Consider the following 23508-nt stretch of genomic DNA (forward strand, 5'->3'; position numbering starts at 1 on the left):
CCCCCGGCCGCGGCCCGAACCTGGCGGCGGCCGGAGGCTGGTGGCGGGGAGGCTAGCGGCGGGAGGCCAGCCGCTCCGCGACCTCGGCCGCCCAGTAGGTGAGGATGATGTCGGCTCCCGCCCGGTGGATGGCGGTAAGCGTCTCCATGATGACCCGGTCGCGGTCGAGCCACCCGTTGGCCGCGGCGGCCTCGACCATCGCGTACTCGCCGGAGACCTGGTAGGCGGCGACCGGGACGTCCACGGAGTCGGCGACCGCGCGCAGGACGTCCAGGTAGGCCAGGGCGGGCTTCACCATCACGGCGTCCGCGCCCTCGGCCAGGTCCAGCGCCACCTCGCGCAACGCCTCACCGGCCGAGCGGGCTGGATCCTGCTGGTAGCCGGCCCGGTCGCCGAACTGGGGGGCGCACAGGGCGGCCTCCCGGAACGGGCCGTAGAAGGCCGAGGCGTACTTCGCCGAGTAGGCCATGATCGGGATGTCGGTGTGGCCACCGCCGTCCAGCGCGGTGCGGATCGCCGCGACCTGGCCGTCCATCATGCCGCTGGGGGCGATCATCTCGACGCCGGCGGCGGCCTGGGCCAGCGCGATCTCGCCGTAGCGGACGAGGGTCGCGTCGTTGTCGACCTCGCCCGTGGCCGTGAGCAGGCCGCAGTGACCGTGGTCGGTGTACTCGTCCAGGCAGAGGTCGGCCATGATCACCGTGTCGCCGCCGACCTCGGACACGAGGTCGGCGATGGCGAGCTGGACGATGCCGGCCGGGTCGTCGGCGGACGAGCCGCGGGCGTCCTTGTGCTCGGGCACGCCGAACAGGATGATGCCGCCGACGCCGGCCGCGGCCGCCTCGGCCGCCGCCTTGCGCAGCGAGGAACGGGTGTGCTGCACGACGCCGGGCATCGAGGAGATCGGGACCGGCTCGGTCACACCCTCCCGGACGAACATCGGCAGGATGAGGTCGGCGGGATGCAGCCGGACGTCGGCCACCATCCGCCGCAGCGCGGCCCCGCGGCGCAGCCGCCGCGGGCGCGCCACGGGGAAACCGACGGCCGACCGCCCGGGCCCCGCGATCACCGCCGGGAACCCCGGCGCGGCTTGGGCAGCCTGGCGGCGAGCGGGCCGACCTTGCCGAGCTCCTCGCGGTGCTCGGCGGCGAACTCCGCCAGCGAGGCGACGAGCGACGGGATCGACGCCTCGGTCGCCTGGACGTCCACCCGCAGGCCGAGCTCCTGGGCGGTCGCGGCCGTCGCCGGGCCGATCACCGCGATGACGGTGGTCTCGTGGGGCTTGCCGGCGATTCCGACCAGGTTGCGCACCGTGGAGGAGGAGGTGAAGACCACCGCGTCGACCCGGCCGCCCTTGAGGGCCTCGCGGATCGGCGCGGGCGGCGGCGCGGCGCGCACCGTCCGGTAGGCGGTGACGTCGTCCACCTGCCAGCCGCGGTCCTTGACGCCGGCGACGAGGGTGTCGGTGGCGATGTCGGCGCGCGGCAGGAGAACCCGGTCGAGCAGGTCGAGCGACTCGTCGAACTCGGGCCAGTCCTCGAGCAGGCCCTCGCTGGACTGCTGGCCGGCGGGCACCAGGTCGGGGCGGATACCGAAGGCGCGCAGCGCGTCCGCGGTGGCCTCGCCGATCGCGGCGACCTTGACGCCGGCGAAGGCGCGGGCGTCCAGGCTGCGCTCCTCGACCTTCTCCTGCACCGCCTTGACGGCGTTCACCGAGGTGAAGGCGACCCACTGGTAGCGGCCGGAGACCAGCCCGGTGATGGCGCGCTCCATCGGCGCGGCCGTCCGTGGCGGCTCGACGGCGATCGTCGGCACCTCCAGCGGACTCGCCCCGTGGGCGCGCAGCGAGTCGGAGAGGATCGCCGCCTGCTCCTTCGTCCGGGGTACCAGCACCGTCCAGCCGAACAGGGCGCGGGTCTCCCACCAGGACAGCTTCGCCCGGGTCGCGACGACCGGGCCGACGGAGATGATGACCTCGTTCGGCGGGTTCGCGGTGGCGTTGAGCATCGGCGCGACGTCGGCCTCGATCCGGTCGAGGGTCGAGGTGACTGTGCGCTGGTCGGTGGTCGTGCCGTCGACGGTGACCGCGACGGGGGTGTCACCGGCGCGGCCGTGCTCGACCAGCGCGGTCGCCACCTTGCCGATCTCGGTGGGGCCGGCGGTGACGATCAGCGTGCCGGGGGCCTGCGCGAGCGCGCCCCAGTCGACGTCGCCCGGCGTGGTGGGCACGCCGAGACCACCGAAGCCGGTAGGGGTGCCCAGGCCGAGGGGCGCGCCGAAGCCGCCGCCCACGCCCAGCGGGCCGCCGCCGAGGCTCGGCATCGGCCGGCCGCCGAGGCGGGACGTCCCGAAGGGGGGCGGGGTGAGCGGGCCGACCGGGTCGCCGACGCCGAACGGTGAGGCCGAGGCGACCGAACCCGAGGACGAGAAGACACCCGACGTGCTGGCGAAGGTGACCGGGCTGCCCGGCGCGACACCGGCGTAGGTCGCGACCGCGGCGGAGGTCGAGACACCGGGAACCACCCGGTAGGGGATCTTGGCCTTGGCCAGCGACTGCGCGTCCGCCGCGCCGATCCGGGTCAGCCACGGGTCCGAGGCGTAGAGCCGGACGACCTTGTCCCCGGCCCGTGCCCGGCTGACGACCGCGGCGGTCGCGGCCTCCGCGTCCCGCACCGGCTTCGGGGCGTCGAGGTCACCGATCCGCAGCACCTCGGCCGACAGCGACTCGACCACCTCGGACGGTACGTCCGGGTCGGCGACCACCACGTCGGCAGCGGTGAGAGTCTCCACGGCGAGGACCGTGAGCAGCCCCGGATCACGGGGACCGGCGCCCACAAGCGCGACCGGGGACACGGGCTTCTTGGTACGTCGGGTGGCCATGCTCAGCTTGTTCCCATCAGCGTGTGTGCTCCGGCGGACAACAGCTCGTCCGCGAGGCGCTGCCCGAGCGCCTCCGGGTCGACGGCAGAACCGGTGAGCTCGCGCCGCAGGACCCTGCCTCCATCCGGCGCGGCGACCACCGCCCGCAGGCGGATCTCACCCACGGCGGGCGCATCGTCACCGCCCGCGACCGGGCGTGCGTCGGTACCCGGAAGCACGTGGGCCAGAGCACCTACCGGAGCGGTACAACCGGCCTCGATGCCCGCCAGGAAGGCACGCTCGGCTCGGACCGCGACGGAGGACGTTGCGTCGTCGAGCACAAACCGTAGCAGCTCCGCGAGTCCCTCATCGAAGCCCTGGCCCGCTTCTGGTCCGGTCTGGTCGTGGGCTGGTCCGCCGCCGGCCGGGGTGCGCACGCACTCGATCGCCAGCGCGCCCTGCCCGGGAGCGGGCAGCATCACCTCGGGTGAGATGATCTCGGTGACCGCGTCGAGGCGGTCGAGGCGGTCGAGGCCGGCGTGCGCGAGCACCACCGCATCCACCTCGCCGTCGATGGCCTTCTTGATCCGGGTGTCGACGTTGCCGCGGATCGGGACGACCTCGAAGCCGTGGCCGAGCGCGAGCAGCTGGGCGGCCCGCCGCGGCGACCCCGTCCCGACCCGCGCGCCCGGACCCAGCTCGCTCAGGCGCCGGCCGCTGGGCGAGACGAGGACGTCCCGGGTGTCGGCCCGGCGCGGGACGGCGGCCAGGACGAGCCCGTCCGGGGTGGCCGTCGGCAGGTCCTTGAGCGAGTGGACGGCGAGGTCGATCTCACCGGCGAGCAGGGCGTCACGCAGCGCGCTGACAAAGACGCCCGTTCCACCGATCTGGGTGATCGCCACCTGCGACTGATCACCCGCGGTAACGATCGGGACGAGTTCCACGGGCCGGCTCAGCCGGGTCCGCAGCGTCTCGGCCACTTTCTCGGACTGGGCCCGCGCCAACGCGGAACGCCGGGTGCCCAGTCGCAGCGGCCGCCGCGCCAGGAGCGCGTGTGCTCGTGCCTCGGGCCCTCGGGTCACTGTCACGTTCTCTCCACCAGATCCAGATCAGGGGCGGAGACGATGGCCGGCACGTCACGCGGCAGGTCGAAGAGCTCGCGCAGGGCCTCGGCGTAGGAGTCACCGCCAGGCGCCTCGGCGAGCTGCTGGACGCGCACCGTGGGCGCGTGCAGCAGCTTGTCGACGACCCGCCGCACAGTGCCGGAGACCATGTCCCACTCACGGTTGTCAAGGTCGGGCAGGCGGGTGCGCAGCCGGTCCAGCTCGTCGCGCACCACCGCCGCCGCGTGGGCCCGCAGCGCCACCACGGTCGGGGCGACCCGCTCGGCACGCCGCCGGTCGAGGAACCCGGCCACCTCGGTGGTCACGAGGGCCCGGACGGCCTCCACGTCATGGGCCACCTGCGCCCCGTCCAGGGCGACCCGCAGGGCCTCGATGTCGATCAGGGTCACCCCGGGGAGCTCGCGCACCGCCGGGTCGATGTCGCGCGGCAGCGCGAGGTCGAGGAAGACCAGCGGCCGGGCGCCGCGGCCCGCCAGCGAGGCGCGCACCACGTCGTGGCCGACGACGAGCCCGGAGGCTCCGGTCGACGAGATCACGAGATCCGCGCGGCCGACCTCGTGGGCGATCTCGGCCAGCCCGACCGCGCGGGCGTCGTGCAGATCGGCGACCCGGGCCGCGCGGGCCGCCGTCCGGTTCGCGACGACGACGTCACCGGCGCCGGCCCGGCGCACGGTCTGGGCCGCCAGCGAACCGACCGCGCCGGCCCCGATGATCAGCACCCGGGCCCCGGCGAGCGGGGCGGGGCCCGTCACCTCGACCGGGGCCGTCAGCTCGGGGCGCAGCAGCGCCTCCACCGCGTCACCCGGGTCGCATCCGGGGGACGCGACGGGCGCGACGAGCATGTCCGGCCGGCGAGCCTGCAGGTCGAAGGCGGCCATCCGGACGCCGACCGAGACGATCGAGGCCCCCGCGGCGTCGATGGAGGTCTCGGTGTGGGCCCGCTTGCCGACCCGCAGCGCGGTCTGGAACAGGTTGGCGAGCGTGCCGCTGGTCACCTCGGCAGACTGGGCCAGCCGGAACGCGGCGCGGACCTGGCCGAGGATCTGCGTCTCGCCGACCAGCATCGAGTCGAGGCCGCAGACCACCGAGAAGAGGTGGCTGACGGCGCGGGCCTCATGGTGGACGTACAGGTGCGAGGCGAGATCGGTCAGCGGTACCCCGCACACGCGGCTCAGCTGGTCGGAGATGTCGGCCAGGCCGCCGTGGAAGGTCTCCACCTCGGCGTAGATCTCGGTGCGGTTGCAGGTGGAGAGCAGCACCGCCTCGCTGAGATGATCCGCCGCGACGAGATCGTGCAGCACCTTCGGCGCGTCGTCGGCTGAGACCGCGGCGAGCTCGAGCAGCGAGGTCGGGGCCGTCCGGTGGTTCAGGCCCACCGCGAGCAGGCTCACTCCGCCTCACCCCCGTGAGTGGCGGCCGGCATCGGCACCTCCGGCGCCTGCGCCATCCGTGCCGCCTCCGGCGCCTGCGCCGCCTGTGCCGCCCGCGACTGCCGCGCCACCGGCTGCGCCAGCGGTGAAGGCTGCGCCAAGGGTGACGGTGGCACCATCCGACGGGTCATCCGCACGACCTCACCAGCCTCGTCATCCACGAATCCGCCCGACCCCGGCTGATCGCCGACCACCACGCCCCCCGCGCCGGGGGCCCGGCCTGGCGACGGACGTTTACGCGCTTCGTGAAAGGAGAGAATCTGCAGTTCCAGGGCAAGGTCGACCTTACGCACATCCACTCCCTCGGGCACCGAAAGCACCGTGGGGGCGAAGTTCAGGATGCTGGTCACGCCCGCTGCCACGAGGCGGTCGCAGACGCTCTGCGCCGCGGCCGCCGGCGTGGAGATCACGCCGATGGTCACCTGGCAGTCCTCGATGACCGCCTCCAGCTCGTCGACCGGGCGAACGACGACCTCACCGACCCGCTCACCCACCCTGGACGGATCRGCGTCCACCAATGCCGCGATGCGGAACCCTCGGGCATGGAAGCCGCCGTATCCGGCAAGTGCATGCCCGAGGTTACCCACGCCAACGAGGACGACCGAGCGGTCTTCGGTCAGGCCGAGCTCGGCCGATATGCACTCAAGGAGCACACCCACGTCGTACCCGACTCCGCGCGTGCCGTACGAGCCGAGCTGGGAGAGGTCCTTGCGTACCTTCGCCGACGTCACGCCGGCGGTCGCGGCGAGCGTGTCCGAGGACACCGTGTGCACGCCGCGCTCGCCAAGCGCCGTCAGCACACGGAGGTAGAGGGGCAACCTGGCCACTGTCGCCTCGGGCACCGGCGACCGCCCCGGCACCCGCCCGGCACCCCGCCGAGGTTGACCCATCCGCGGCTCCCGACGTTGCTCGACAGTGCGGGCCGGCGGCACTACCGCCCAATGCCGACCTCTGGGCCGGTCCTGATTCCGACCTCGAAGCCGGCCTCAACGGCGGCCGCGAAGCCGGCCCGGAGGCCGGTGCGGGCCGAACGGGCGCGCCCGACCCGGCGGTCACCGCGGCCGACGACCGCATCTGCGGACCCGTCGAGTCTACGACTTCGTGAAGGGATTCACGAAGTTCCCGATGCGGGGCTCCTGCCGGACCGGCCTGAGCCACCGGACCTGCCGGTCAGCCAGGACCACCGGTCGCCGGCGAGCGCGCGCCGCAGCCGCTGCTCCTCCACCCGCCAGTAGCCGTGCTCCCGGCCGTCGACCAGGATCACCGGGACCCGGTCGCCGTAGGTGTCCGCCGTGCGCGGGTCGGCGTCGACGTCGAGCTCCCGCCAGCCGGCCCCGACATCGGCGCTCACCCGCTCGATCACCTGGCGCGCGTCGTCGCACAGGTGGCAGCCCACCCGGGTGAGCAGGGTGATCCGGACGCCGGGCACCTCGCCCCCGGCAGCGCCGTCACCGGCGGCACGACTACCGGCGGCACCGTCACCGGCGGGGCTGTCGGCGGTGACGTGGTCACCGGCGACATGCGCGGGAGTCGATGTGGCCCCTTGGGGGCCCTGTTCGCGGTTGGGCCCGGACGTCCCGGCGGCGACCTCGGTCATCTCATCGACGATAGTCCCCCGCCTCAGCAGGGATACCGCCCCTGCGAGGCCGCCCCGACGGTCGCCGGTAACCGGGCTCACGGTACGGTTCCCGGTCCCCACCGTCAGCCAACCGGCTACAGCCAGCTACTCGGCGACTATGGTGGAGTCGTTGTCCGGCCATCCTCCGTACCGCGGCCGGCACCGAAGTACTACGCGCCACCACGCCAACACACCAGGTCACCGCGACACGACGGCAGGTCACCAGAGCACCACGGCAGTGACCCGGCCCCACCCCTCGCCCGCGAAGATCGCGACCGCCCGCGACGTCCATGTTCGGGAGCCCGCATGCGCCTGCCCGCGGCACCGGCCACCCTGCCCGCGGGACCGGCGGCGCCACGGTGGGCACTCGCCCCGGCCGCGGCGCGGTCGACCTTCGCCCCCGTGACTGCGCGCCGGGGCCTCACTCCGGCCGCGGCGCGGTGGGCTCCTGCCGCGGCGGCGCCGTCCCAGTTCGACGACCCGCTGGCCGTCGGCGTCGCCACCCTGCGCGCGGAGATCGCCTGCGCCCGCCGGGCAGGGCTGCTCGGCGTGCTCCCGGCGCTGCTGGGCGCCGCGATGGCCACCGCCCGGACGGCGACCGCTCACTCCATCCGGGTCGAGCCGGTCGGGCCGCACACGGAGGGCGTCCGTCCCTTCACCGACGGTCCCGCGGACGGTCTGGGCATGCCCGACCCGCGCAGGGACGCCGATCTCGTCGGTCGGGCGATCCGCGGGGAGCGGGAGGCCTTCGGCCTCATCTACGACCGGTACGCCGAGTTCCTCTACCGCTACGCCTACTACCGCGTCGGCGGCAACCGCGCGGTGGCCGAGGACGTGGTCTCCGAGACGTTCCTACGGGCGCTGACCCGGATCTCGACCTTCGAGTGGCAGGGCCGCGACATCGGGGCCTGGCTGGTCACCATCGCCCGCAACCACATCGTGGACCTCGCCCGCTCGGGCCGGGCCCGGCTGGAGTTCCCGACCGCCGACCTGCTCGCGGCCGCGGACGGCCACCCGGGCGCGGGCGCCGCCGTTCCCGGCCCGGAGGACGCGGTGCTGGCCGCGCTGGACATCCGCGAGGTGCTCGAGGCGCTGGGAACACTCGGGCCGGAGCAGCGGGAGTGCGTGACGCTGCGGTTCCTCGAGGGGCTGTCCGTCCGGGAGACCGCGCGGGCGATGAACAAGAAGGAGGGCGCGGTGCGTGCGCTGCAGCTACGGGCCGTGCGGACGCTGGCCCGGCATCTGCCCACGGCGCGCACCGACTGACCAGCCACATCGGCTGACCATTCGCACCAGCTGAGACCATTCGCGTCGACTGACTGTTCGCATCGACTGACTGTTCGCGCCGACTGACCGCGGATGGCCCACCATGCGGTCCCGGCGGCGCCGCGGGTCGTAGGCTGACCACACGGCGCGGCACTCGACGCGGCCGGGCAACCAGATTCGCTCCGGATGTCGGCGGGCGTGGCCAGGACCGGGCCGGTCGGCCACCGGCGACGGCGACCGGACCGGCACGGAGATGACCATGAGAGTGCGACGACGCAAGGATCACCTGGGTGGCCGCGAGGCCGCGGAGGCGGCGGCGACGGCCGCGCTGAAGGTGGCTGCCGAGGAAGTGGCCAAGGCCCCGCCGGACGAGTCCGCCGCTGCCTTCTTCGACGTCGACAACACGATGATGGCCGGCGCGTCCATCTTCTACTTCGCCCGCGGGCTGGCCGCCCGCGACTTCTTCGACTCCCGTGACCTGCTGAAGTTCGGCTGGCAGCACGTCAGCTACCGGCTGCGCGGCCTGGAGGACCCGAACGGGATGCGGGACGCCCGGGAGGCGGCCCTGGCGTTCGTCGCCGGACGCAGCGTGACGGACATCGTCCGTTACGGCGAGGAGATCTATGACGAGCGGATGGCCCAGCAGATCTACTCGGGCACCCACGCCCTGGCCCAGCAGCACCTCGACGCCGGGCAGCGGGTCTGGCTGGTCACCGCCACCCCGGTGGAACTCGCCTCGATCATCGCCCGCCGGCTGAGCCTCACCGGCGCGCTGGGTACCGTCAGCGAGGTGGCGGACGGCAAGTACACCGGGCACCTCGTCGGGGAGCCGCTACACGGGCCGGCCAAGGGCGCGGCCGTGCAGGCGCTGGCCGAACGGGAGGGCCTCGACCTGTCCCGCTGCTGGGCCTACTCCGACTCGGTGAACGACCTGCCGATGCTCTCCCTCGTCGGCCATCCCGTGGCCATCAACCCGGACCCGGACCTGCGCGCCGTCGCCAAGGAGCGCGGCTGGCTGATCAAGGACTTCCGGACGGCACGCAAGGCAGCCAAGATCGGCATCCCGACGGCCGCCGGAATCGGCGCCCTCGGCGGCGGCGTCGCTGCCGGCATGGCGCTGCGCCGCCGCTACGGCGGAACCTGACGGTCAGGATGACGCGGGCCCGACGGAGGCCGTCGGGCCGCGGCGATCAGAAGAACACCGAGCGGCGCTGCATCAGCAGGCCGTACAGCGTGTGCTGGATCGTCTCGCGGATGCGGTCGGTGAGCTCGAAGACGAGCATCGGGTCCTCGGCCGCGGCCTGCGTGTACTCGGTGGTGTCCACCGGCTCACCGAACTCGATGATCCACTTGCTCGGCAGCGGGACGAGCCCCAGCAGCCCCAGCCAGGGGAAGGTCGGCGTGATCGGGAGGTAGGGCAGCCCCAGCAGCCGCGCCAGCGTCCTGGCGTTGCCGACCATCGGGTAGATCTCCTCGGCGCCCACGACCGTGCACGGGACGATCGGCACCCCGGTGCGCAGCGCCGCGGAGACGAACCCGCCGCGACCGAACCGCTGGAGCTTGTAGCGGTCGCTGAACGGCTTGCCGATGCCCTTGAAGCCCTCCGGCCACACCCCGACCAGATGCCCCGCTCCCAGCAGACGCTCGGCGTCCGCCTGGCAGGCGAGGGTGTTGCCGGTCTTGCGGGCCAACGGCGCGAGGAACGGCAGGGCGAACACCAGGTCCGCGGCCAGCATCCGCAGGTGACGGTGGGCCGGGTGGTGGTCGAGAATCGCCAGGGCGGTCATCAGCGCGTCGAGGGGTACCGTCCCCGAGTGGTTCGAGACGACGAGCGCCCCGCCCTTGTCCGGAATGTTCTCCAGGCCCCGGGTCTCGACCCGGAAATAGCTCCGGTAGATCGGGCGTAGCAGCGGCGCCACGATGTGCTCGGTCAGGTCGGGGTCGAAGCCGTGCTCGTCCACCGTGTAGTCCCCGGTGATGCGGCGCCGCAGGAAGGCGAGCAGCTCGGCGAGCACCCGCTCCAGCTCACCGGCGTCCGCGACCGGCTCGGCCGGTGGCCCGACCGCCTCGCCACCAGGATCCGCGCCGCTACCAGGGCCCGCCTTGCCGCCAGGGGCGGTGCCGGTGCCGGTGCCGGCACTGCCCGGACCGCCCGGACCGCCCGCATCACGTGAACGGTCGGCACCGTCGGCACTGTCGGCACCGCGAGAACGGCCGGCGGCGTCAGCACCGCCTGGATGGTCGGCGCCGTTCGGGCCGCTCGAGCCGTTCAGAGCACCGGCACCTTCCCGGCCGGGGAGGGCGGCCAGGTCATCGAGGCCGTCGAGGCCCGCCCGCGTTCCGGGCTCGCGCTGGCTGCCGGTGCCGGCCCGGCTGGAACCGGATCGTCCGGAACCAGGCCGGACCGTCCGACTCGCGGCGCCGGTCGCGCGCGCGCTCGTCCCGTTGGGCGAGCGCCTGGTCCCCTCGGGTCGCGGCGGCGGCGGACCGGCCGCCCCCGGGGGACCGGCGCGTCCATCCGGTGGCATCGGCACGTCGGCCCCTCTCCGCGAGCTGGTGCCCCGCTCGCCCATCAGGACGCGCCGAGCAGCCGGCGTCGGGCGAGCGCGCCCTGAAGGCCGTGCTCCACCCGCGAGACCAGCTCGTGGTCGATGGTGAACCGCAGTCCGCGGTCCTGGACGAAACTGTCGAACGTCGCGACGGTCGTGTACTGAGGAACGTATCCGAACACCTCTTTGAGCTTGGTGGTGTCCACCGCGCGCCCGTGCGCGAGGAACCCGAGCTGCTCGGAGGAGAAGTCGACGAGCCGCAGCCGGCGGGCGATGTTGCCCAACGACCCGATCGCGGGGAAGGGCACCGGCAGCGCCGGCCGCCCGGCCCGCCGGATCGCCTGCGAGAGCAGGAGCACGCCGTCCCCGGCCACATTGAAGGTGCCGGCGTGGGTCTCCCGGGTGGCCTTCAGGAGTACCGCCATCGCGTCGTCGGAGTGCAGCAGCTGAATCCGTGGGTCGAAGCCGAGGACCGTCGGGACCAGCGGAAGGTCTAGGTACCGCGCGAGCGGGCTGTCCACTCGCGGGCCGAGCACGTTCGCCAGGCGCAGCACCGTCACCGCGATGTCGGGGCGCCTCCGGCCGAAGCCTCGGACGTACCCCTCGACCTCGACGGCATCCTTGGCGTAACCGCCGCCGGGAAGGCCGCGCGGTTCCATCTCCTCGGTGAACAGCGCGGGGTCGCGCGGCGACGAACCGTAGATCGACGTCGTCGACTTCACCACCAGTTTCTTCACCCCGGGGGTCTTCTGGCAGGCGGCGAGGAGCTGCATCGTCCCGATGACGTTGATCTCCTTCATCGCCGTGCGCCCGCCGGCGCCGAGCGGCGTGGCGAGCACACTCAGATGCAGGACGGTGTCGATGGCGGCGGTGGAGATGACCTTCGCGATCAGCGGGTTTCGGATGTCCACCCGGACGAACTGGGTCCGGCCGAGATCCGCCGTCGGGGCGATGGTGTCGACCCCGACCACGTCGACGATCTCGGGGTCGGCGGCGAGTGCGGCCGCGACCTCGGCGCCCAGCGGACGCGACACTCCTGTCACAAGCACGCGACGTGGCCTCATGGTCGCCTCCCCGGCATGACCTACCGACTCGGCCAGCGGCCGGCCTCGCGGGGTCATCGTACGCCGCGCACCACCCTCATCGCTGCGTAGCGTCACATCAAGGCGCATGGAAAGCTACGGAGAGTAGCAAGGCTACGGTCGGGCGACGCACGACACGGGATGCCAGTCGTGTCAGACCCGCTCGCGCACCACGCTCCGACGTCAGGCGAGCCCACGCACCGCGCTCACCGGGATCCGGGCGCCGTCCCGGGGGACCTGGGCGACGACGACGGCGTCGCCGCGCCGCAGGCGCAGCACCTCGGCCGCCCGGCCGCAGTTCACCGCGATCATGACCTGGCGCAGCGCGTCCTCGCAGAGCGCGATCTCGCCGAGCGGGACCTCGCCGTAGGTGTGCGCGAAGGGCATGGTGAGCAGCCGACCGTCGGCGCGCACCTCCACCCTGTCCCCGAGCAGGATGCCGGCGGCCTCGAGCTCGGCCCTGGTCATGTTCAACGAGAGGTTCCCGAAGTGGTCCACCGAGAGCACCTCGCCGTGGACGTGGTCGTCGTCCACGTGGCACACCCGTGGCTCCACGACGACCAGCTCCCCCGGGTCGATCCTGGGACCGACGTCGGCCGGAGGCAGGCCCGTCGCGAGCCGCGCCACGACCGGCGCGTAGACGTCACGGCCACGGAAGACGGCGGTGGGCAGCGGGAGCCAGAGGTCCGGGTTGGAGATCTCGTAGGCCTCCTCGACGCCGCCCAGGGCCTCCCAGCCCAGCGAGGCGACGCCGTTGTCCGGGGCGACGAACGTCGATCCGTCCGCGGCGCGGGCGACGACACCGCGGGTGTAGCCGCTGGCGTCGAGCTGCTCGACGACCACGAGGTGGATTCCCCTCGGCAGGTAGCCGACCGCGCCGACCAGCGTCACGGCCGCCTGGCCGATGTCCTGCGGCGCGATCGAGTGGCACAGGTCGATGACCCGGGCGTCCGGCGCGTGCCGGGCGATGATCCCGTGACAGACGCCGACGCAGGCGCCGTCAACTCCGTAGTCGGACATGAATGTGATCCACGCGCTGCCCATGTGACCCCCTGTGCCCGGACGGCGTCGTTGCCGACTGTGCAACCAGCCTGCCATACGGTCACCAGAACCGCATGGACGAGCACACAGCGCGAAACAGGTCTGTTACTCGGCTGTCCGGGCCGGGACAGCGGCCGCAGCGGGCCGACGTGAGCGGGCCTGACCGCGGGAACCGTAGCCTGACGGTGGGAACCGTGGCAGCCGGAAGGGACCCGCCGACGACGCGGCGGCACGTCCGGGATCCGCGCCCCTTGTGATCCGTGCCGCCCCGGCGTCCGCCGGCCCGCCGCCGCTACTTCTTGTTACGGCGCTGGACTCGCGTCCGCTTGAGCAGCTTGCGGTGCTTCTTCTTGGCCATACGCTTGCGACGCTTCTTGATTACGGAACCCACGTACCCGACCGATCTGTTGACGAGGTTTTTCCGAGCGAGCCTACCCGCCGGAACCCCCCGGCAAGACGACCGGTGCGGATCCCGGCCGGTGCCGGGACAGCGCTAGGACGCGCCGAGTTCCCGGGAACGCGCCCACGCCGCCTCGACCGCGTCGAGGACGGCCGCCCGTACCCCGCCGCGGTCGAGCTGCCGCAGCGCGGCCACGGTCGTCCCGCCGGGCGAGGTGACCGCCTCCCGCAGCAGCGACGGGTGCTCGCCCGCGGCCCCACCCGCGCCATCCGAGTCACCCGGGTCGCCGGCGCCGGGGTCGCGCAGCATGCGCGCGGATCCGGCGGCGGTCTGCACGACGAGCTCGGCCGCCAGCGCGCGCGGCAGGCCCAGCAGCACACCGCCCTCGATCATCGCCTCGATCAGGTAGAAGAAATAGGCCGGGCCGCTGCCCGACAGGGCCGTGACCGCGTCAAGCTGGGTCTCCGTCACCCGGACGACGCGACCGACCGGGCGGAGCATCTCCTCGACCGCGGCGACATGCTCGTCGCCGGCACCCGGCCCGGCGCACACCGCGGACATCGCCTCGCCGACGAGCAGCGGCGTGTTCGTCATCACCCGCACGACGGGGGTGCCCGGTGCCAGCCGCTCGGCGACGAACGCCGAGGTGATCCCGGCCGCCACCGAGACGACCAGGGTCCCGGGCGCGACGTGCGGAGCGAGCTGGGCGAGGACCGTGCCCATGTCCTGCGGCTTGGTCGCCAGGACGACGACACCGGCCTTCGCCGCCGCGGCGGCGGGATCCACCACCTCGACGCCGTACCGCCGGGTGATCTCGGCGGCCCGGCCCGGGTCGCGCTCGGCCGCGACGACCTCGGACGGCGTCCGCCCCGCCCGCAGCAGCCCGGACATCAGGGCGCCGCCGAGCCTGCCGGCCCCGACGATCGCGACAACGCTCGAACCCACCACCGAACACTTCCCTTCGCTCCGGTGCCCACCGCATCCGACGGCGACCACGCCGATGAAGGTTATGACCCGGGCTGCTCGGGACGTCCCATCGCTCTCACCAGTCGCGCCCCGCGCCCGGGACCGGGCCGAAAAGCGGATCGGGCTCGGCGGGCTCGCGCCCGGCGCGCGGATCCCGGACGGGCTCGAGCACGTGGTCCCCGGCGTGGTCGGCGGGGCCGTGCCCGGCTCCGTCGAGACGGTCGAGGCCCTGGTCACGCCCGGGACCCCTGCTCTCCCCCGGCCCCCGCCCGTATGCCGGGCCGTGGCCGTGGGCAGGGCCGTGACCGTTCCCCGGGCCGTGGCCATACGCCGGCGCATGACTGGGCCCCGGCACGTGACCGTGGCCCGGCACGTGACCCAGGGCCTGGCCGTGGGCGGGGCTGTGCGCAGGGCTGTGGCCGTACGCGGGCGCGTGGCCGGGTGCCGGGCCGGGCCGATGGCCGGCCGGATGGGCGACCCCGGGCAGGCGGCCGGGCTCGGCGGGATCGGCCGGGCGGCCGGGGCGGTCGCGCCCGGCCCGCGGGCCGGTCCCGTGGGCAGGGGGCGCGCCGGGGTCGAACGTCGAGGGAAGGTGGAGGTTCATGGTGTCGCCGCCCATCGACGCCGCCGGCCCCTGCCGGGGAGCGCCCATGGCCGGGCCAGCGTCCGCGGCCGATCCGGGGCCGCGGTTGAGGGCCGGGTAGGCCGCCCAGTCCGGGATGGGGGTCGGCTCGAACCCACCGGCGTGCGTAGCGCCCACCGCCGGCCCGTGTTCGTACACGGGTGGCCCGTCGGCGCGGTCGTAGACCACCTCGCCGGCCCGGGGCCCGCTCGGGCGCGGAACGGCCGGCATCGGCTGCGAATCCGGATCGTGGGAGTAGCCGGCCCGGGCCGGCCCGGGCCCGGCCGGGCCGCCGCGGCCTGGGTAACCCTCGTCCACCCAGTCGACGTCGCCGTCCGACCAGTCTCCCGGCCGAGGCGGGGCGCCGGCCCGGCCACCGCGCCCGTCCGCCTGCTCGGCGTCGGCGGCGCTCGTGCCGACACCGGCGAGCACCGGCTCCAGCTCGGGCAGCTCCGGCAGCTCGGACAGGTCCCGCTCCCGCGGCTCCCGCGGGCCGGCCTTGGCCGGCACCTGGGCGGGGGCCCCCGCCGGGCCCGCGGCGGCGGCGGGGCGGGCCGGGCCACGCGGGGTGTCCGCCCACTTCGGCCGGCGCGCGATGATGGGCTTCTCGATGAAGCGGTTCGAGAAGTAGGCCGTGATCGTGGTGCAGACTGCGGCGACGACCACCGACGGCCAGAGCCCGATCCGCGGCACGAGCTGGCCGGCGGCGGCCGAGATGAACGGGTAGTGCCACAGGTAGATGCTGTAGGTGATCTTTCCGGTCCAGGCCATCTTCGGCGAGCCGAGCAGCCGCACCCACCGGGCGTCCCGGTTGACGTCGGCGCCGATGATCAGCAGCGCGCCCAGGGCCGCGCTCGGCACGTAGGCCCCGTAGTCGATCCAGTTCGTTTCCGGGAGGTCCTTGTTCGGCCCGAGGAAGGCCAGCAGGAACAGCACGATGCCGGCGGGAAGGCCGAGGGCGGCCAGTCGCCGTCCGCTCGTCCAGCGTTCGACGGCGGCGGCGGTCGCCGCGGAGTGAGCTCCGGTCGCGGCCTTCTTACCGTCGCCCTTCCCGCCGCCGTCCTTCCTGTCGCCGTCCTTCTTGTCGCGGACCACCGGGGTCGCCAGCGCGCGCAGCCGGTTGTCCCGCCAGACCGCGACGAGGCAGCCGATGAGCAGCGGGGCGATGTGGGTGTCGGGCGCGAGGTAGACCCGGCTGCGCGGGGCCCCGTTGGCGGCCATCATGTACGTCCAGCCCATGATCAGGCCGATCGAGGCGATCAGGAACGTCAACAGGTACGGGCGCAGCCGCGCGGAGCGGACGAAGAGCAGGAAGACCCACGGCCAGACCAGGTAGAACTGCTCCTCCATCGACAACGACCAGACGTGGGCCAGCCAGCGCCCGCCGCCCAGCGGGTTCTCGACCTTGTACCAGTTGTTGACGTTGAGGAACGTCGAGAGGGCGCTCTTGATGTAGTCGTCGCGGTATGGGATGTCATCCCACTTGAAGGCGACCGTGATGGCCAGGCCGATCAGAAGATAGACCCACATCACCGGCATCAGCTTGTACGCGCGCCGGACGAGGAAGCGCCCGATCGAGACGGTGCCCGTGCGGGCCTGCTCGGCCAGCAGCAGGGTCGTGATCAGGAACCCGCTGAGCACGCAGAACATGTCGACGGCCACGTTGCTGGCGTGGATGGCGCCCATGTGACCGGCGAGGATGATGTAGATGCAGATCACGCGCAGACCGTCGAGCGCCGGGTTGTAGGCGAACTTCGCCGCCGCCGTCGCCTCCGCGTCGGTGGGCTGCCGGGTCTCGGCTGGCCCGGCCGGCGGGCGCGGGGTGGGCTTCGCCCGCCTGGCCGCCCCCGGCGGGCCGTCGGTCATCGGAAGCGAACCGGCTCTCACGATCGTGCGTCCCCTCCTCCAGCCAGGGACGCACGTGGCGACCGGGTGTGAGCACCCGGCAGACCCCTGGACCGCCGTCCGGCCGCGGGCCGCCCCGCCGTGCCCGACCCCCGCCGTGCCCGACCCCCGCCGACCGGGATCAAGACCGGCGCGCCCGGCCATGCGACGACACGGGCGAGTCGGTCAGAACCCCACGAACGCGCACGACGATAGCGGAAGCCCCTTATCAGACTTCCAGTCGCATACTCCTGACACGTTTCTAAAGGATCCGAAAGGAGTTGGACGATTACGAGAGGTATCCACCAACGGCCCGACCGCCCGGCGTCAAGGGAGCATCACGGCGCCGCTACCTGCGCGAAGGCACCTCGCGAACATCACCGGCGGATCCGCGCCGGCATCACGATCGGTCGGTGGTTCAGGGGACGCGCGCGACGACCAGCATCGTCCGGAACGGCTCGATGATCCGACCGTCGGGGAACGAGCGCAGCAGAGAGCGGCGCTCGGCCGCGAGGAAGTCCTCGAGCCGGTCACCGATCGCGGCGACGTACGACTTCGAGCACAGCCACGTCTCGTAGAGGTCGATGTCCAGCTCCCGGTGCCACCGGCAGGTCACCGTCGCCACCTCGGCGAACAGCCCCGTCCAACGCAGCTCGTCGGCGAACGGCCGGTTGCGGTACTCCCTGGTGTAGCCGGGGCTCATCGCCTCGAGGCGGTCCTGCTGGCGCTGGTACCAGTGGAAGTCGTCGGCGTCGACGTCATTCCACCACGCGGCGAGCGCTCCGCCGGGGCGAAGCACCCGGGCCGCCTCCGCCGCCGCCACCGGCACCCGCACCCAGTGCCAGGCCTGGGCGTAGGTGACCAGGTCCGCCGACGCGCTCCGGAGCGGCAGCGCCTCCCCGTCGCCCCGCACGACGGGCAGGTCCGGGGTCCGCCGCCGCAGCCGGTCGAGCATCACCGGGCCCAGCTCGACAGGCAGGACGGAGGCACCCCGGGAGATCATGGCCCTGGTGGCGATCCCCGTACCCGCGCCCACGTCGACCACGCCGGCGCCGGCGACGGGCCGGTCGGCGAGCAGTTCCAGATCGGCGAAAAGCTGGTCCGGGTAGCCCGGCCGGGCCTGGTCGTACGCGTCGGCCAACGGGTCGAAGAGTGATCCAGGGGACACGCCCCGATAGTGGCCCCTACGCGGCAACTCCGCCACTGACAGTGGCTTACCCCACCGGACGGTAAGGCCCTTGTCAGGGAACCGGGACGACTCCGGCCGGAGCGGCGAGGTTGAGCCGGGTGAAGGCCAGCGCCTCGGCGAGGTCGGCCTCACGCTGGTCGCGCGACTCCGCGCGCCTGGTGTTGATCTCGACGACGACCGTGCCGTCGAACCCGTTCGCCGCGAGGCGCTCCAGCAGCTCGGCGCAGGGCTGCGTGCCGCGGCCGGGCACCAGGTGCTCGTCCTTCGCCAGCCCCGTGCCGTCCGCCATGTGGATGTGCGCGAGCCGGTCACCGAGCTCGTCCGCCATCAGCAGCGCATCCGACCGGGAGACGCTGGTGTGGGAGAGATCCAGCGTGACGTGCCGGTAGCCGTCGTCGATCGGCGACCAGTCGGGGGCGTAGGCCGAGACCTCCCGGCCCCGGGCGCGCAGCGGGAACATGTTCTCCACCGCGAAGCGGACGTCCGTCTCGCCGGCCATCCGGTGGATGCCGGCGACGAACTCGCGGGCGTAGTCACGCTGCCACCGGAACGGTGGATGAACGACGACCGTGGGCGCCTCGAGGGTCTCCGCCACCGCCCGCGCGCGCTCGAGTTTCGCCCACGGGTCCGTCCCCCACACCCGCTGCGTCAGCAGCAGGCACGGCGCGTGCACGGCCAGGATGGGGATGCCGTGGTAGTCACGGAGCCGGCGCAGTGCCTGCGGGTCCTGGCTGACCGGGTCCGTCCAGACCATGATCTCGACGCCGTCGTAGCCGAGCCGCGCCGCCATCTCGAAGGCGGTCGCCGTCGACTCCGGGTAGGTGGAGGCCGTGGAGAGTGCCACCAGCCCACCGCCCACCGGCTGGAACCCGGCGGCGGGTGGGCCGGCCGGCGCCCCGAGCCGCGGGGTGACGACCATGCCGGACGGCGACGCCGCCGCCACCGACGGAGGCACCGCTGGCGAAGATGCTGCCGGTGAAGCGCCCGCTGACGGAGATGGCGCTGACGGAGGCGTCGTCGGCGAGGACCCCGCCGGCGGCGGCGCCGGCGCCACCGGCCGCCTCCTGGCACCGCGTTGCTGCACTTCGGCTCCCGTATCAGGATCTCGGCGGCCGAACGGCCGGACGCCTGTTGTGACCGGACCCGTCCCGGACCGGTGAGGAACCGGCCCCGTCATCCAGGCTAGGCCATACCCGGCGTGCCGCCTCCCGGGCCTTTGCTCCGCCAGGAGGCGGAACGCACCGCCGGACAGGCCCGGCGGTGCCGCCCGCGGGCCCGGGCCCGGTAACCGGACCAGCGKCGCGACGGCAGGACCAGCGGTGCGGGACGGGTGTCCGGCGGATGACCGGCCCCGCACCCACGGCGCTCCCGCGTTCAGAATCGCCGACGACGAGACCACACAGTGACGCAAGTCATCGCTACCGTGCCGGTGGAAGTGAACGCGGGCCGTCCAGTCCCGAGGTCAGCAGGTCGAGCCGGCGCAGGATCACCCCCTCGCGCAGCGCCCAGGGGCAGATCTCCACCTCCTCGAGGTTGAACAGATCCAGCGCCTCGGCCGCCACGACGGCGCCCGCGATCAGCTGGCTGGCCCGCGACGCGGAGACACCCGGCAGCGCCGCGCGCTCGGCGGCCGACATCCGGCACACCCGCGCGGCCACCTCCACGAGGTCCTCCCGGCGCAGGACCCGCCGCACGTACGGCCCGCGGCCGTAGGGCGCGGCGCCGGAGACACGGGCCAGCGAGCGGAAGGTCTTGGACGTCGCCACCGCCCGGGTCGGCTCACCCACGTGGTACAGCGACCCGACGACCGGCGCGATCTGCGCCCGGACATAGCGGCGCAGCGCGTTGAGCTCCGAACGCTTGGGCGGGTCGTTCTCGCTGAGCCAGTCCCTGGTCAGCCGGCTCGCGCCGAGCGGGAGGGAGGCGACGACCTCGGGGTCCTCGTGCATGCCCGCGCCGATCTCCAGCGAGCCGCCGCCGATGTCGAGCGCGAGCAACCGTCCCGCGCTCCAGCCGAACCACCGGCGCACCGCCAGGAAGGTGAGCCGCGCCTCGGCCTCACCCGGCAGGACGGCGACCTCCAGCCCGGTGTCGGCGCGTACCCGCGTCAGCACCTCGTCCCCGTCCGGGGCGTCCCGGACGGCTGACGTGGCGAAGGCGACCAGGTCGACCACGTGCAGGTCCTGTGCGTGCGCCCGCAGCTGCTGGATGCAGTCGGTCAGCGCCTGTTCACCACGCTCGGCCAGCCGCCCGTCGTCGTCGAGCAGTTCGACCAGACGCAACGGCACCCGCACGCTCGCCGCCGGCTGCGGCTGGCCACCCCGGTGCGCGTCCACCACCAGCAGGTGGACGGTGTTCGACCCGATGTCGATCACACCGAGGCGCATCGGGCCGTGCGGATGACCGGGAGGCGCCGCGACCCGGTTGTCCGCGGCCGGGGCGGTGGGCCGCAGGCCACGCTCCAGCTCACGCAGCGCACCGTCGTCGCCGCTCCGCGGAGCCTGGCCGCCGGTGCCGGCGCGAGCGGTGTCGGCACCGGCCGTGTCGGCACCAGCCGTGCCCGGGCCGATGATGTCCGCGACTGCTTCGTTCACGCCGGTCGCGTCCGCCCCGGGCTCGACAGCGCTGGTCTCGACAGCGCTGGGCTGGTCGGCGCTGGTCTCGACAGCGCCGGGCTGGTCGGCGCCGGCCCTGTTAACCGGGACACCTCCGCCCGGTCCCCGGCGCGCCAGCGCCGGTCTCAACCGCACCGCCGGTCACCCGCCCGGATCGCCATCCGACCGATGGCCCCGCGACGGCCCGTCCTACGACCGCTCGTCACCGGACTGGTCACCCCCCTGTGTATGCCGCCGCCGACGCCCCGTGACCGGGAGGCCGCGCGTGGCCTGCCCCGGAATCCGTCCGTCCCGGGCGCCCATCCAACCTAGTGCCGCTTCCGACCACGTCAGCCGGCCAGTGGGGGGCGGGAGCCGGTCAGGGCTCGAACTTGTAACCCAGGCCACGCACCGTCACCAGGTGCCGCGGCGCCCCCGGCTCGGCCTCGATCTTGGTGCGCAGGCGCTTCACGTGGACGTCGAGCGTCTTGGTGTCGCCGACGTAGTCCGACCCCCAGACCCGGTCGATCAGCTGGCCGCGGGTGAGCACCCGGCCCGCGTTGCGCAGGAACATCTCCAGCAGCTCGAACTCCTTGAGCGGCAGCGCGACCTGGCTGCCGTCGACGGTGACGACATGCCGCTCGACGTCCATCCGCACCCGGCCGACCTCCAGGGTGGCGTCGGACACCTCCTCGGTCTCCACCCGGCGGCGCAGGACGGCGCGGATCCGGGCGACGAGCTCGCGGGCCGAGAACGGCTTCGTCACGTAGTCGTCGGCGCCCAGCTCGAGGCCGACCACCTTGTCGATCTCGCTGTCCCGGGCGGTGAGCATGATCACAGGCACGGTCGAGCGGGCGCGCAGCGTGCGACAGACCTCCGTCCCGGACAGGCCGGGGAGCATGAGGTCGAGCAGGATCAGGTCGGCACCGTGCCGGTCGAACTCGGCCAGCGCGCTGGGCCCGTCACCGACGACGGCGACCTCGAACCCCTCACGCTCCAACATGAACGACAACGCATCGGAGAAGGACTCCTCGTCCTCGACCACGAGCAGCCTGGTCACCGTCACGCTCCCTGTACTCCCGCGTCCGCCGGGATCTCCGGGGACGAAATGTTTCACCGCGCGGTGTCACACCGTTTTACGGCCGGTGCCGGGAACAGGGGCCACCGCTGAAAAGCCGGTTGGAATACCGGCTCCGGATCATGCTCCGGGGCCGCCGTGGCCGGTTCCGGAGGAATTCTCGGACGCGACCGGAGCGGCCGCCGCCGGCCGGGTGCGACCAGCTGATTCGTGCACAGTTTCCGCCAGGACCGGGCCCCGCGACGCGGAATCGGCGAGATCGGGTGCATCGACTGGCGGCCGCAACGGAACGACACCGCTCGGCCGCGACGGAGCCGCGCCACCAGGCTCGACCGTGCCGCCGGGCTCGACCGTGCCGCCGGGCTCGACCGTGCCGCCGGATCTCGCCGCGGGGCCGGCCTTCGCCGCCCCGCCGGACTTCCCCGCACGGCCTGTTTCGGAGCGGCCCGCTCCGGACCCGGTCGCCTTGGGATCGTCGGTACCGGAGGGCAGGCGCAGCGTGAACGTCGAGCCCCGACCCTCCGCGCTCCACACGCTCACCGAACCGCCGTGGTTGGTCGCGATGTGCTTCACGATAGCCAGGCCGAGACCAGTTCCCCCGGTCGCCCGGGAACGCGCCGGGTCGGCGCGGTAGAAACGCTCGAAGACCCGTTCCAGGTCCTTCTCGGCGATGCCGATTCCCTCGTCCGCGACTGATATCTCTATCGTTCCGCCGACCTGGCGGACTCCCAGCACGACCCGTGTGCCGCGCGGCGAGTAGCTGATGGCGTTGTCCAGCAGGTTCGCCACGGCGGTGACCAGCTGGTTCTCGTCGCCGCGGACCCGCAGCCCGCCGGCGCCGATGACGGCGACCGAGATCTCCTGCGCCTGCGCGCTGAACCGGTTCCGGTCGACGGCCTCCGCGAGCACCACCGAGACCGGCACCGGGGCCAGGTCGGGCATCGGCTCGGCGCCCTGCAGCCGGGAGAGGTCGATGATCTCCTGGACCAGCCGGGCCAGCCGGGTGGACTCGTGCGTCATCCGCGACGCGAAACGGCGCACGGCCACCGGGTCCTCGCTGGCCTCGCTGACCGCCTCCGCGAGCACGTGCAGCGCCCCGACGGGCGTCTTGAGCTCGTGGCTGACGTTGGCGACGAAATCGCGCCGGACGGCCTCGACCCGCCGCGAGTCGGTGATGTCGTCGAGCAGGACCGAGACGTACCCGCTGTCACCGAGCGGTCGTGCGTATGCCCAGACGGCCAGCGCGGTCTGGTCCGGACGGGCCCTGGTCAGCGGTGGCTCGGGCACCGGCGGCAGGTCCAGTTGACGGTTGCGCTCGGCCGCTGCGGACCGGCAGGCCTTCACCAGATCCGCCACCTCGCCCACGCTGAGCTCGTCACCGTCGACGACACCCATCCGGCGGGCGGCGGAGTTGACCAGTACGACCACGTCCTCGGCGTTCACCACCACCAGCCCGGAGGGCAGGCCGGCGATCACCTGTCGGACGAGGTGGGCGGGCAGCGCGTGCGGACCGGTGGCGGCCGCCGCCGCGCCGCGGGGGCCGGTGTTCGTCGCACCGCCCCGATCAGCCGAGTCAGGCCGCCGTGCCATCGCCGCGTCCCCTCCACGATGCCGCGACCCGACCGTCGAGGGCACCCGTACCGGCCCTGCAGAGCCAACCCTGACGAAACGCGACGTGACCGGTTGTCATGTCATCGTCCGACCTGTCCCCCACGTGCCGAATGTTAGGCGCCACCAGGTCGTCCGCGCCTTGGCTCGCAATGGTTCACGGCCGATGGTCGCCAGGTGTTCATCCGGCCTATCGTC

General features: G+C 73.5%; 19 protein-coding genes. 2 read left to right on the forward strand and 17 right to left on the reverse strand.

The window, feature by feature from the left end; genetic code table 11:
• Positions 1-52 precede the first annotated feature (52 nt).
• The 6 genes from hemB to BBK14_RS29725 form a co-directional block, all read right to left on the reverse strand.
• Complete coding sequence (gene hemB, locus BBK14_RS29700; protein ID WP_020463552.1) at positions 53-1069, reverse strand: porphobilinogen synthase; 1017 nt, start codon at positions 1067-1069, stop codon at positions 53-55.
• On the reverse strand, positions 1066-2880 hold the full coding sequence (locus BBK14_RS29705) for a bifunctional uroporphyrinogen-III C-methyltransferase/uroporphyrinogen-III synthase (RefSeq protein WP_071066480.1): 1815 nt from the start codon (positions 2878-2880) through the stop codon (positions 1066-1068). Before BBK14_RS29705 ends, hemB begins: the two co-directional genes overlap by 4 nt.
• A 2-nt stretch (positions 2881-2882) precedes the next feature.
• Entirely contained in the window at positions 2883-3947 is a 1065-nt protein-coding gene (gene hemC, locus BBK14_RS29710; RefSeq protein WP_071066481.1) for a hydroxymethylbilane synthase, read from the reverse strand.
• A complete protein-coding gene (locus tag BBK14_RS29715) occupies positions 3944-5374 on the reverse strand; it encodes a glutamyl-tRNA reductase (protein WP_071066482.1) in 1431 nt (476 codons plus the stop codon). Before BBK14_RS29715 ends, hemC begins: the two co-directional genes overlap by 4 nt.
• The gene (locus BBK14_RS29720; RefSeq protein WP_476739413.1) at positions 5371-6240 is read right to left on the reverse strand and encodes a redox-sensing transcriptional repressor Rex; all 870 of its coding nucleotides are present in this window, start codon (positions 6238-6240) and stop codon (positions 5371-5373) included. Before BBK14_RS29720 ends, BBK14_RS29715 begins: the two co-directional genes overlap by 4 nt.
• A gap of 284 nt (positions 6241-6524) precedes the next feature.
• Positions 6525-7010, reverse strand: coding sequence for a glutaredoxin family protein (locus BBK14_RS29725; protein ID WP_083391339.1), 486 nt, complete (start codon positions 7008-7010; stop codon positions 6525-6527).
• Positions 7011-7337: 327 nt separating this feature from the next.
• On the opposite strand from BBK14_RS29725, the gene BBK14_RS29730 reads away from it, so the two are divergent.
• Positions 7338-8297 (forward strand): sigma-70 family RNA polymerase sigma factor, encoded by a 960-nt coding sequence (locus tag BBK14_RS29730; RefSeq protein WP_071066484.1) that lies wholly within the window; start codon positions 7338-7340, stop codon positions 8295-8297.
• A gap of 259 nt (positions 8298-8556) precedes the next feature.
• On the forward strand, positions 8557-9441 hold the full coding sequence (locus BBK14_RS29735; protein WP_020463559.1) for an HAD family hydrolase: 885 nt from the start codon (positions 8557-8559) through the stop codon (positions 9439-9441).
• 46 nt (positions 9442-9487) lie between these two features.
• Here the strand turns inward: BBK14_RS29735 and BBK14_RS40875 are convergent, their stop codons facing one another.
• The 11 genes from BBK14_RS40875 to BBK14_RS29785 all read right to left on the reverse strand — a co-directional run bounded on the left by BBK14_RS40875 (position 9488) and on the right by BBK14_RS29785 (position 23292).
• The gene (locus BBK14_RS40875; protein WP_241831948.1) at positions 9488-10825 is read right to left on the reverse strand and encodes a lysophospholipid acyltransferase family protein; all 1338 of its coding nucleotides are present in this window, start codon (positions 10823-10825) and stop codon (positions 9488-9490) included.
• 44 nt (positions 10826-10869) lie between these two features.
• A complete protein-coding gene (locus BBK14_RS29745) occupies positions 10870-11910 on the reverse strand; it encodes an NAD-dependent epimerase/dehydratase family protein (protein WP_071066578.1) in 1041 nt (346 codons plus the stop codon).
• A gap of 201 nt (positions 11911-12111) precedes the next feature.
• A complete protein-coding gene (locus tag BBK14_RS29750; protein WP_241831949.1) occupies positions 12112-12948 on the reverse strand; it encodes an SAM hydrolase/SAM-dependent halogenase family protein in 837 nt (278 codons plus the stop codon).
• A 313-nt stretch (positions 12949-13261) separates the two neighbouring features.
• Positions 13262-13360 carry a 30S ribosomal protein bS22 gene (locus tag BBK14_RS36140; RefSeq protein ID WP_003948845.1) on the reverse strand — a complete coding sequence of 33 codons (99 nt, stop codon included), beginning with the start codon at positions 13358-13360 and terminating at the stop codon, positions 13262-13264.
• Between the two features lie 102 nt (positions 13361-13462).
• Positions 13463-14317 (reverse strand): pyrroline-5-carboxylate reductase, encoded by an 855-nt coding sequence (proC, locus tag BBK14_RS29755; RefSeq protein WP_083391340.1) that lies wholly within the window; start codon positions 14315-14317, stop codon positions 13463-13465.
• 94 nt (positions 14318-14411) lie between these two features.
• Positions 14412-16823: an acyltransferase gene (locus tag BBK14_RS29760; RefSeq protein ID WP_241831950.1), complete on the reverse strand. Its 2412-nt coding sequence runs from the start codon at positions 16821-16823 to the stop codon at positions 14412-14414.
• Between the two features lie 436 nt (positions 16824-17259).
• Positions 17260-18009 (reverse strand): class I SAM-dependent methyltransferase, encoded by a 750-nt coding sequence (locus BBK14_RS29765; protein WP_071066487.1) that lies wholly within the window; start codon positions 18007-18009, stop codon positions 17260-17262.
• A gap of 73 nt (positions 18010-18082) precedes the next feature.
• Positions 18083-18949, reverse strand: a complete 867-nt coding sequence (locus BBK14_RS29770; protein ID WP_071066580.1) for a sugar phosphate isomerase/epimerase family protein — start codon at positions 18947-18949, stop codon at positions 18083-18085.
• A gap of 499 nt (positions 18950-19448) precedes the next feature.
• The gene (locus tag BBK14_RS29775; RefSeq protein ID WP_241831951.1) at positions 19449-20780 is read right to left on the reverse strand and encodes a Ppx/GppA phosphatase family protein; all 1332 of its coding nucleotides are present in this window, start codon (positions 20778-20780) and stop codon (positions 19449-19451) included.
• A 223-nt stretch (positions 20781-21003) separates the two neighbouring features.
• Complete coding sequence (locus BBK14_RS29780; protein ID WP_026240240.1) at positions 21004-21684, reverse strand: response regulator transcription factor; 681 nt, start codon at positions 21682-21684, stop codon at positions 21004-21006.
• Between the two features lie 138 nt (positions 21685-21822).
• Positions 21823-23292, reverse strand: a complete 1470-nt coding sequence (locus tag BBK14_RS29785; RefSeq protein ID WP_071066488.1) for a sensor histidine kinase — start codon at positions 23290-23292, stop codon at positions 21823-21825.
• Between the last annotated feature and the right edge of the window lie 216 nt (positions 23293-23508).

The sequence above is a fragment of the Parafrankia soli genome, assembly GCF_001854695.1.
Lineage (GTDB): Bacteria > Actinomycetota > Actinomycetes > Frankiales > Frankiaceae > Parafrankia > Parafrankia soli.

Bases quoted from the DNA above. Each gene is read 5' to 3' on its own strand.
- BBK14_RS29705 (WP_071066480.1), bottom strand. From the start codon at position 2,880: ATGGCCACCCGACGTACCAAGAAGCCCGTGTCCCCGGTCGCGCTTGTG.
- BBK14_RS29725 (WP_083391339.1), bottom strand. From the start codon at position 7,010: ATGACCGAGGTCGCCGCCGGGACGTCCGGGCCCAACCGCGAACAGGGC.
- BBK14_RS29730 (WP_071066484.1), top strand. From the start codon at position 7,338: ATGCGCCTGCCCGCGGCACCGGCCACCCTGCCCGCGGGACCGGCGGCG.
- BBK14_RS29735 (WP_020463559.1), top strand. From the start codon at position 8,557: ATGAGAGTGCGACGACGCAAGGATCACCTGGGTGGCCGCGAGGCCGCG.
- BBK14_RS40875 (WP_241831948.1), bottom strand. From the start codon at position 10,825: ATGCCACCGGATGGACGCGCCGGTCCCCCGGGGGCGGCCGGTCCGCCG.
- BBK14_RS29745 (WP_071066578.1), bottom strand. From the start codon at position 11,910: ATGAGGCCACGTCGCGTGCTTGTGACAGGAGTGTCGCGTCCGCTGGGC.
- BBK14_RS29750 (WP_241831949.1), bottom strand. From the start codon at position 12,948: ATGTCCGACTACGGAGTTGACGGCGCCTGCGTCGGCGTCTGTCACGGG.
- BBK14_RS29760 (WP_241831950.1), bottom strand. From the start codon at position 16,823: ATGACCGACGGCCCGCCGGGGGCGGCCAGGCGGGCGAAGCCCACCCCG.
- BBK14_RS29770 (WP_071066580.1), bottom strand. From the start codon at position 18,949: ATGGTCGTCACCCCGCGGCTCGGGGCGCCGGCCGGCCCACCCGCCGCC.
- BBK14_RS29785 (WP_071066488.1), bottom strand. From the start codon at position 23,292: ATGGCACGGCGGCCTGACTCGGCTGATCGGGGCGGTGCGACGAACACC.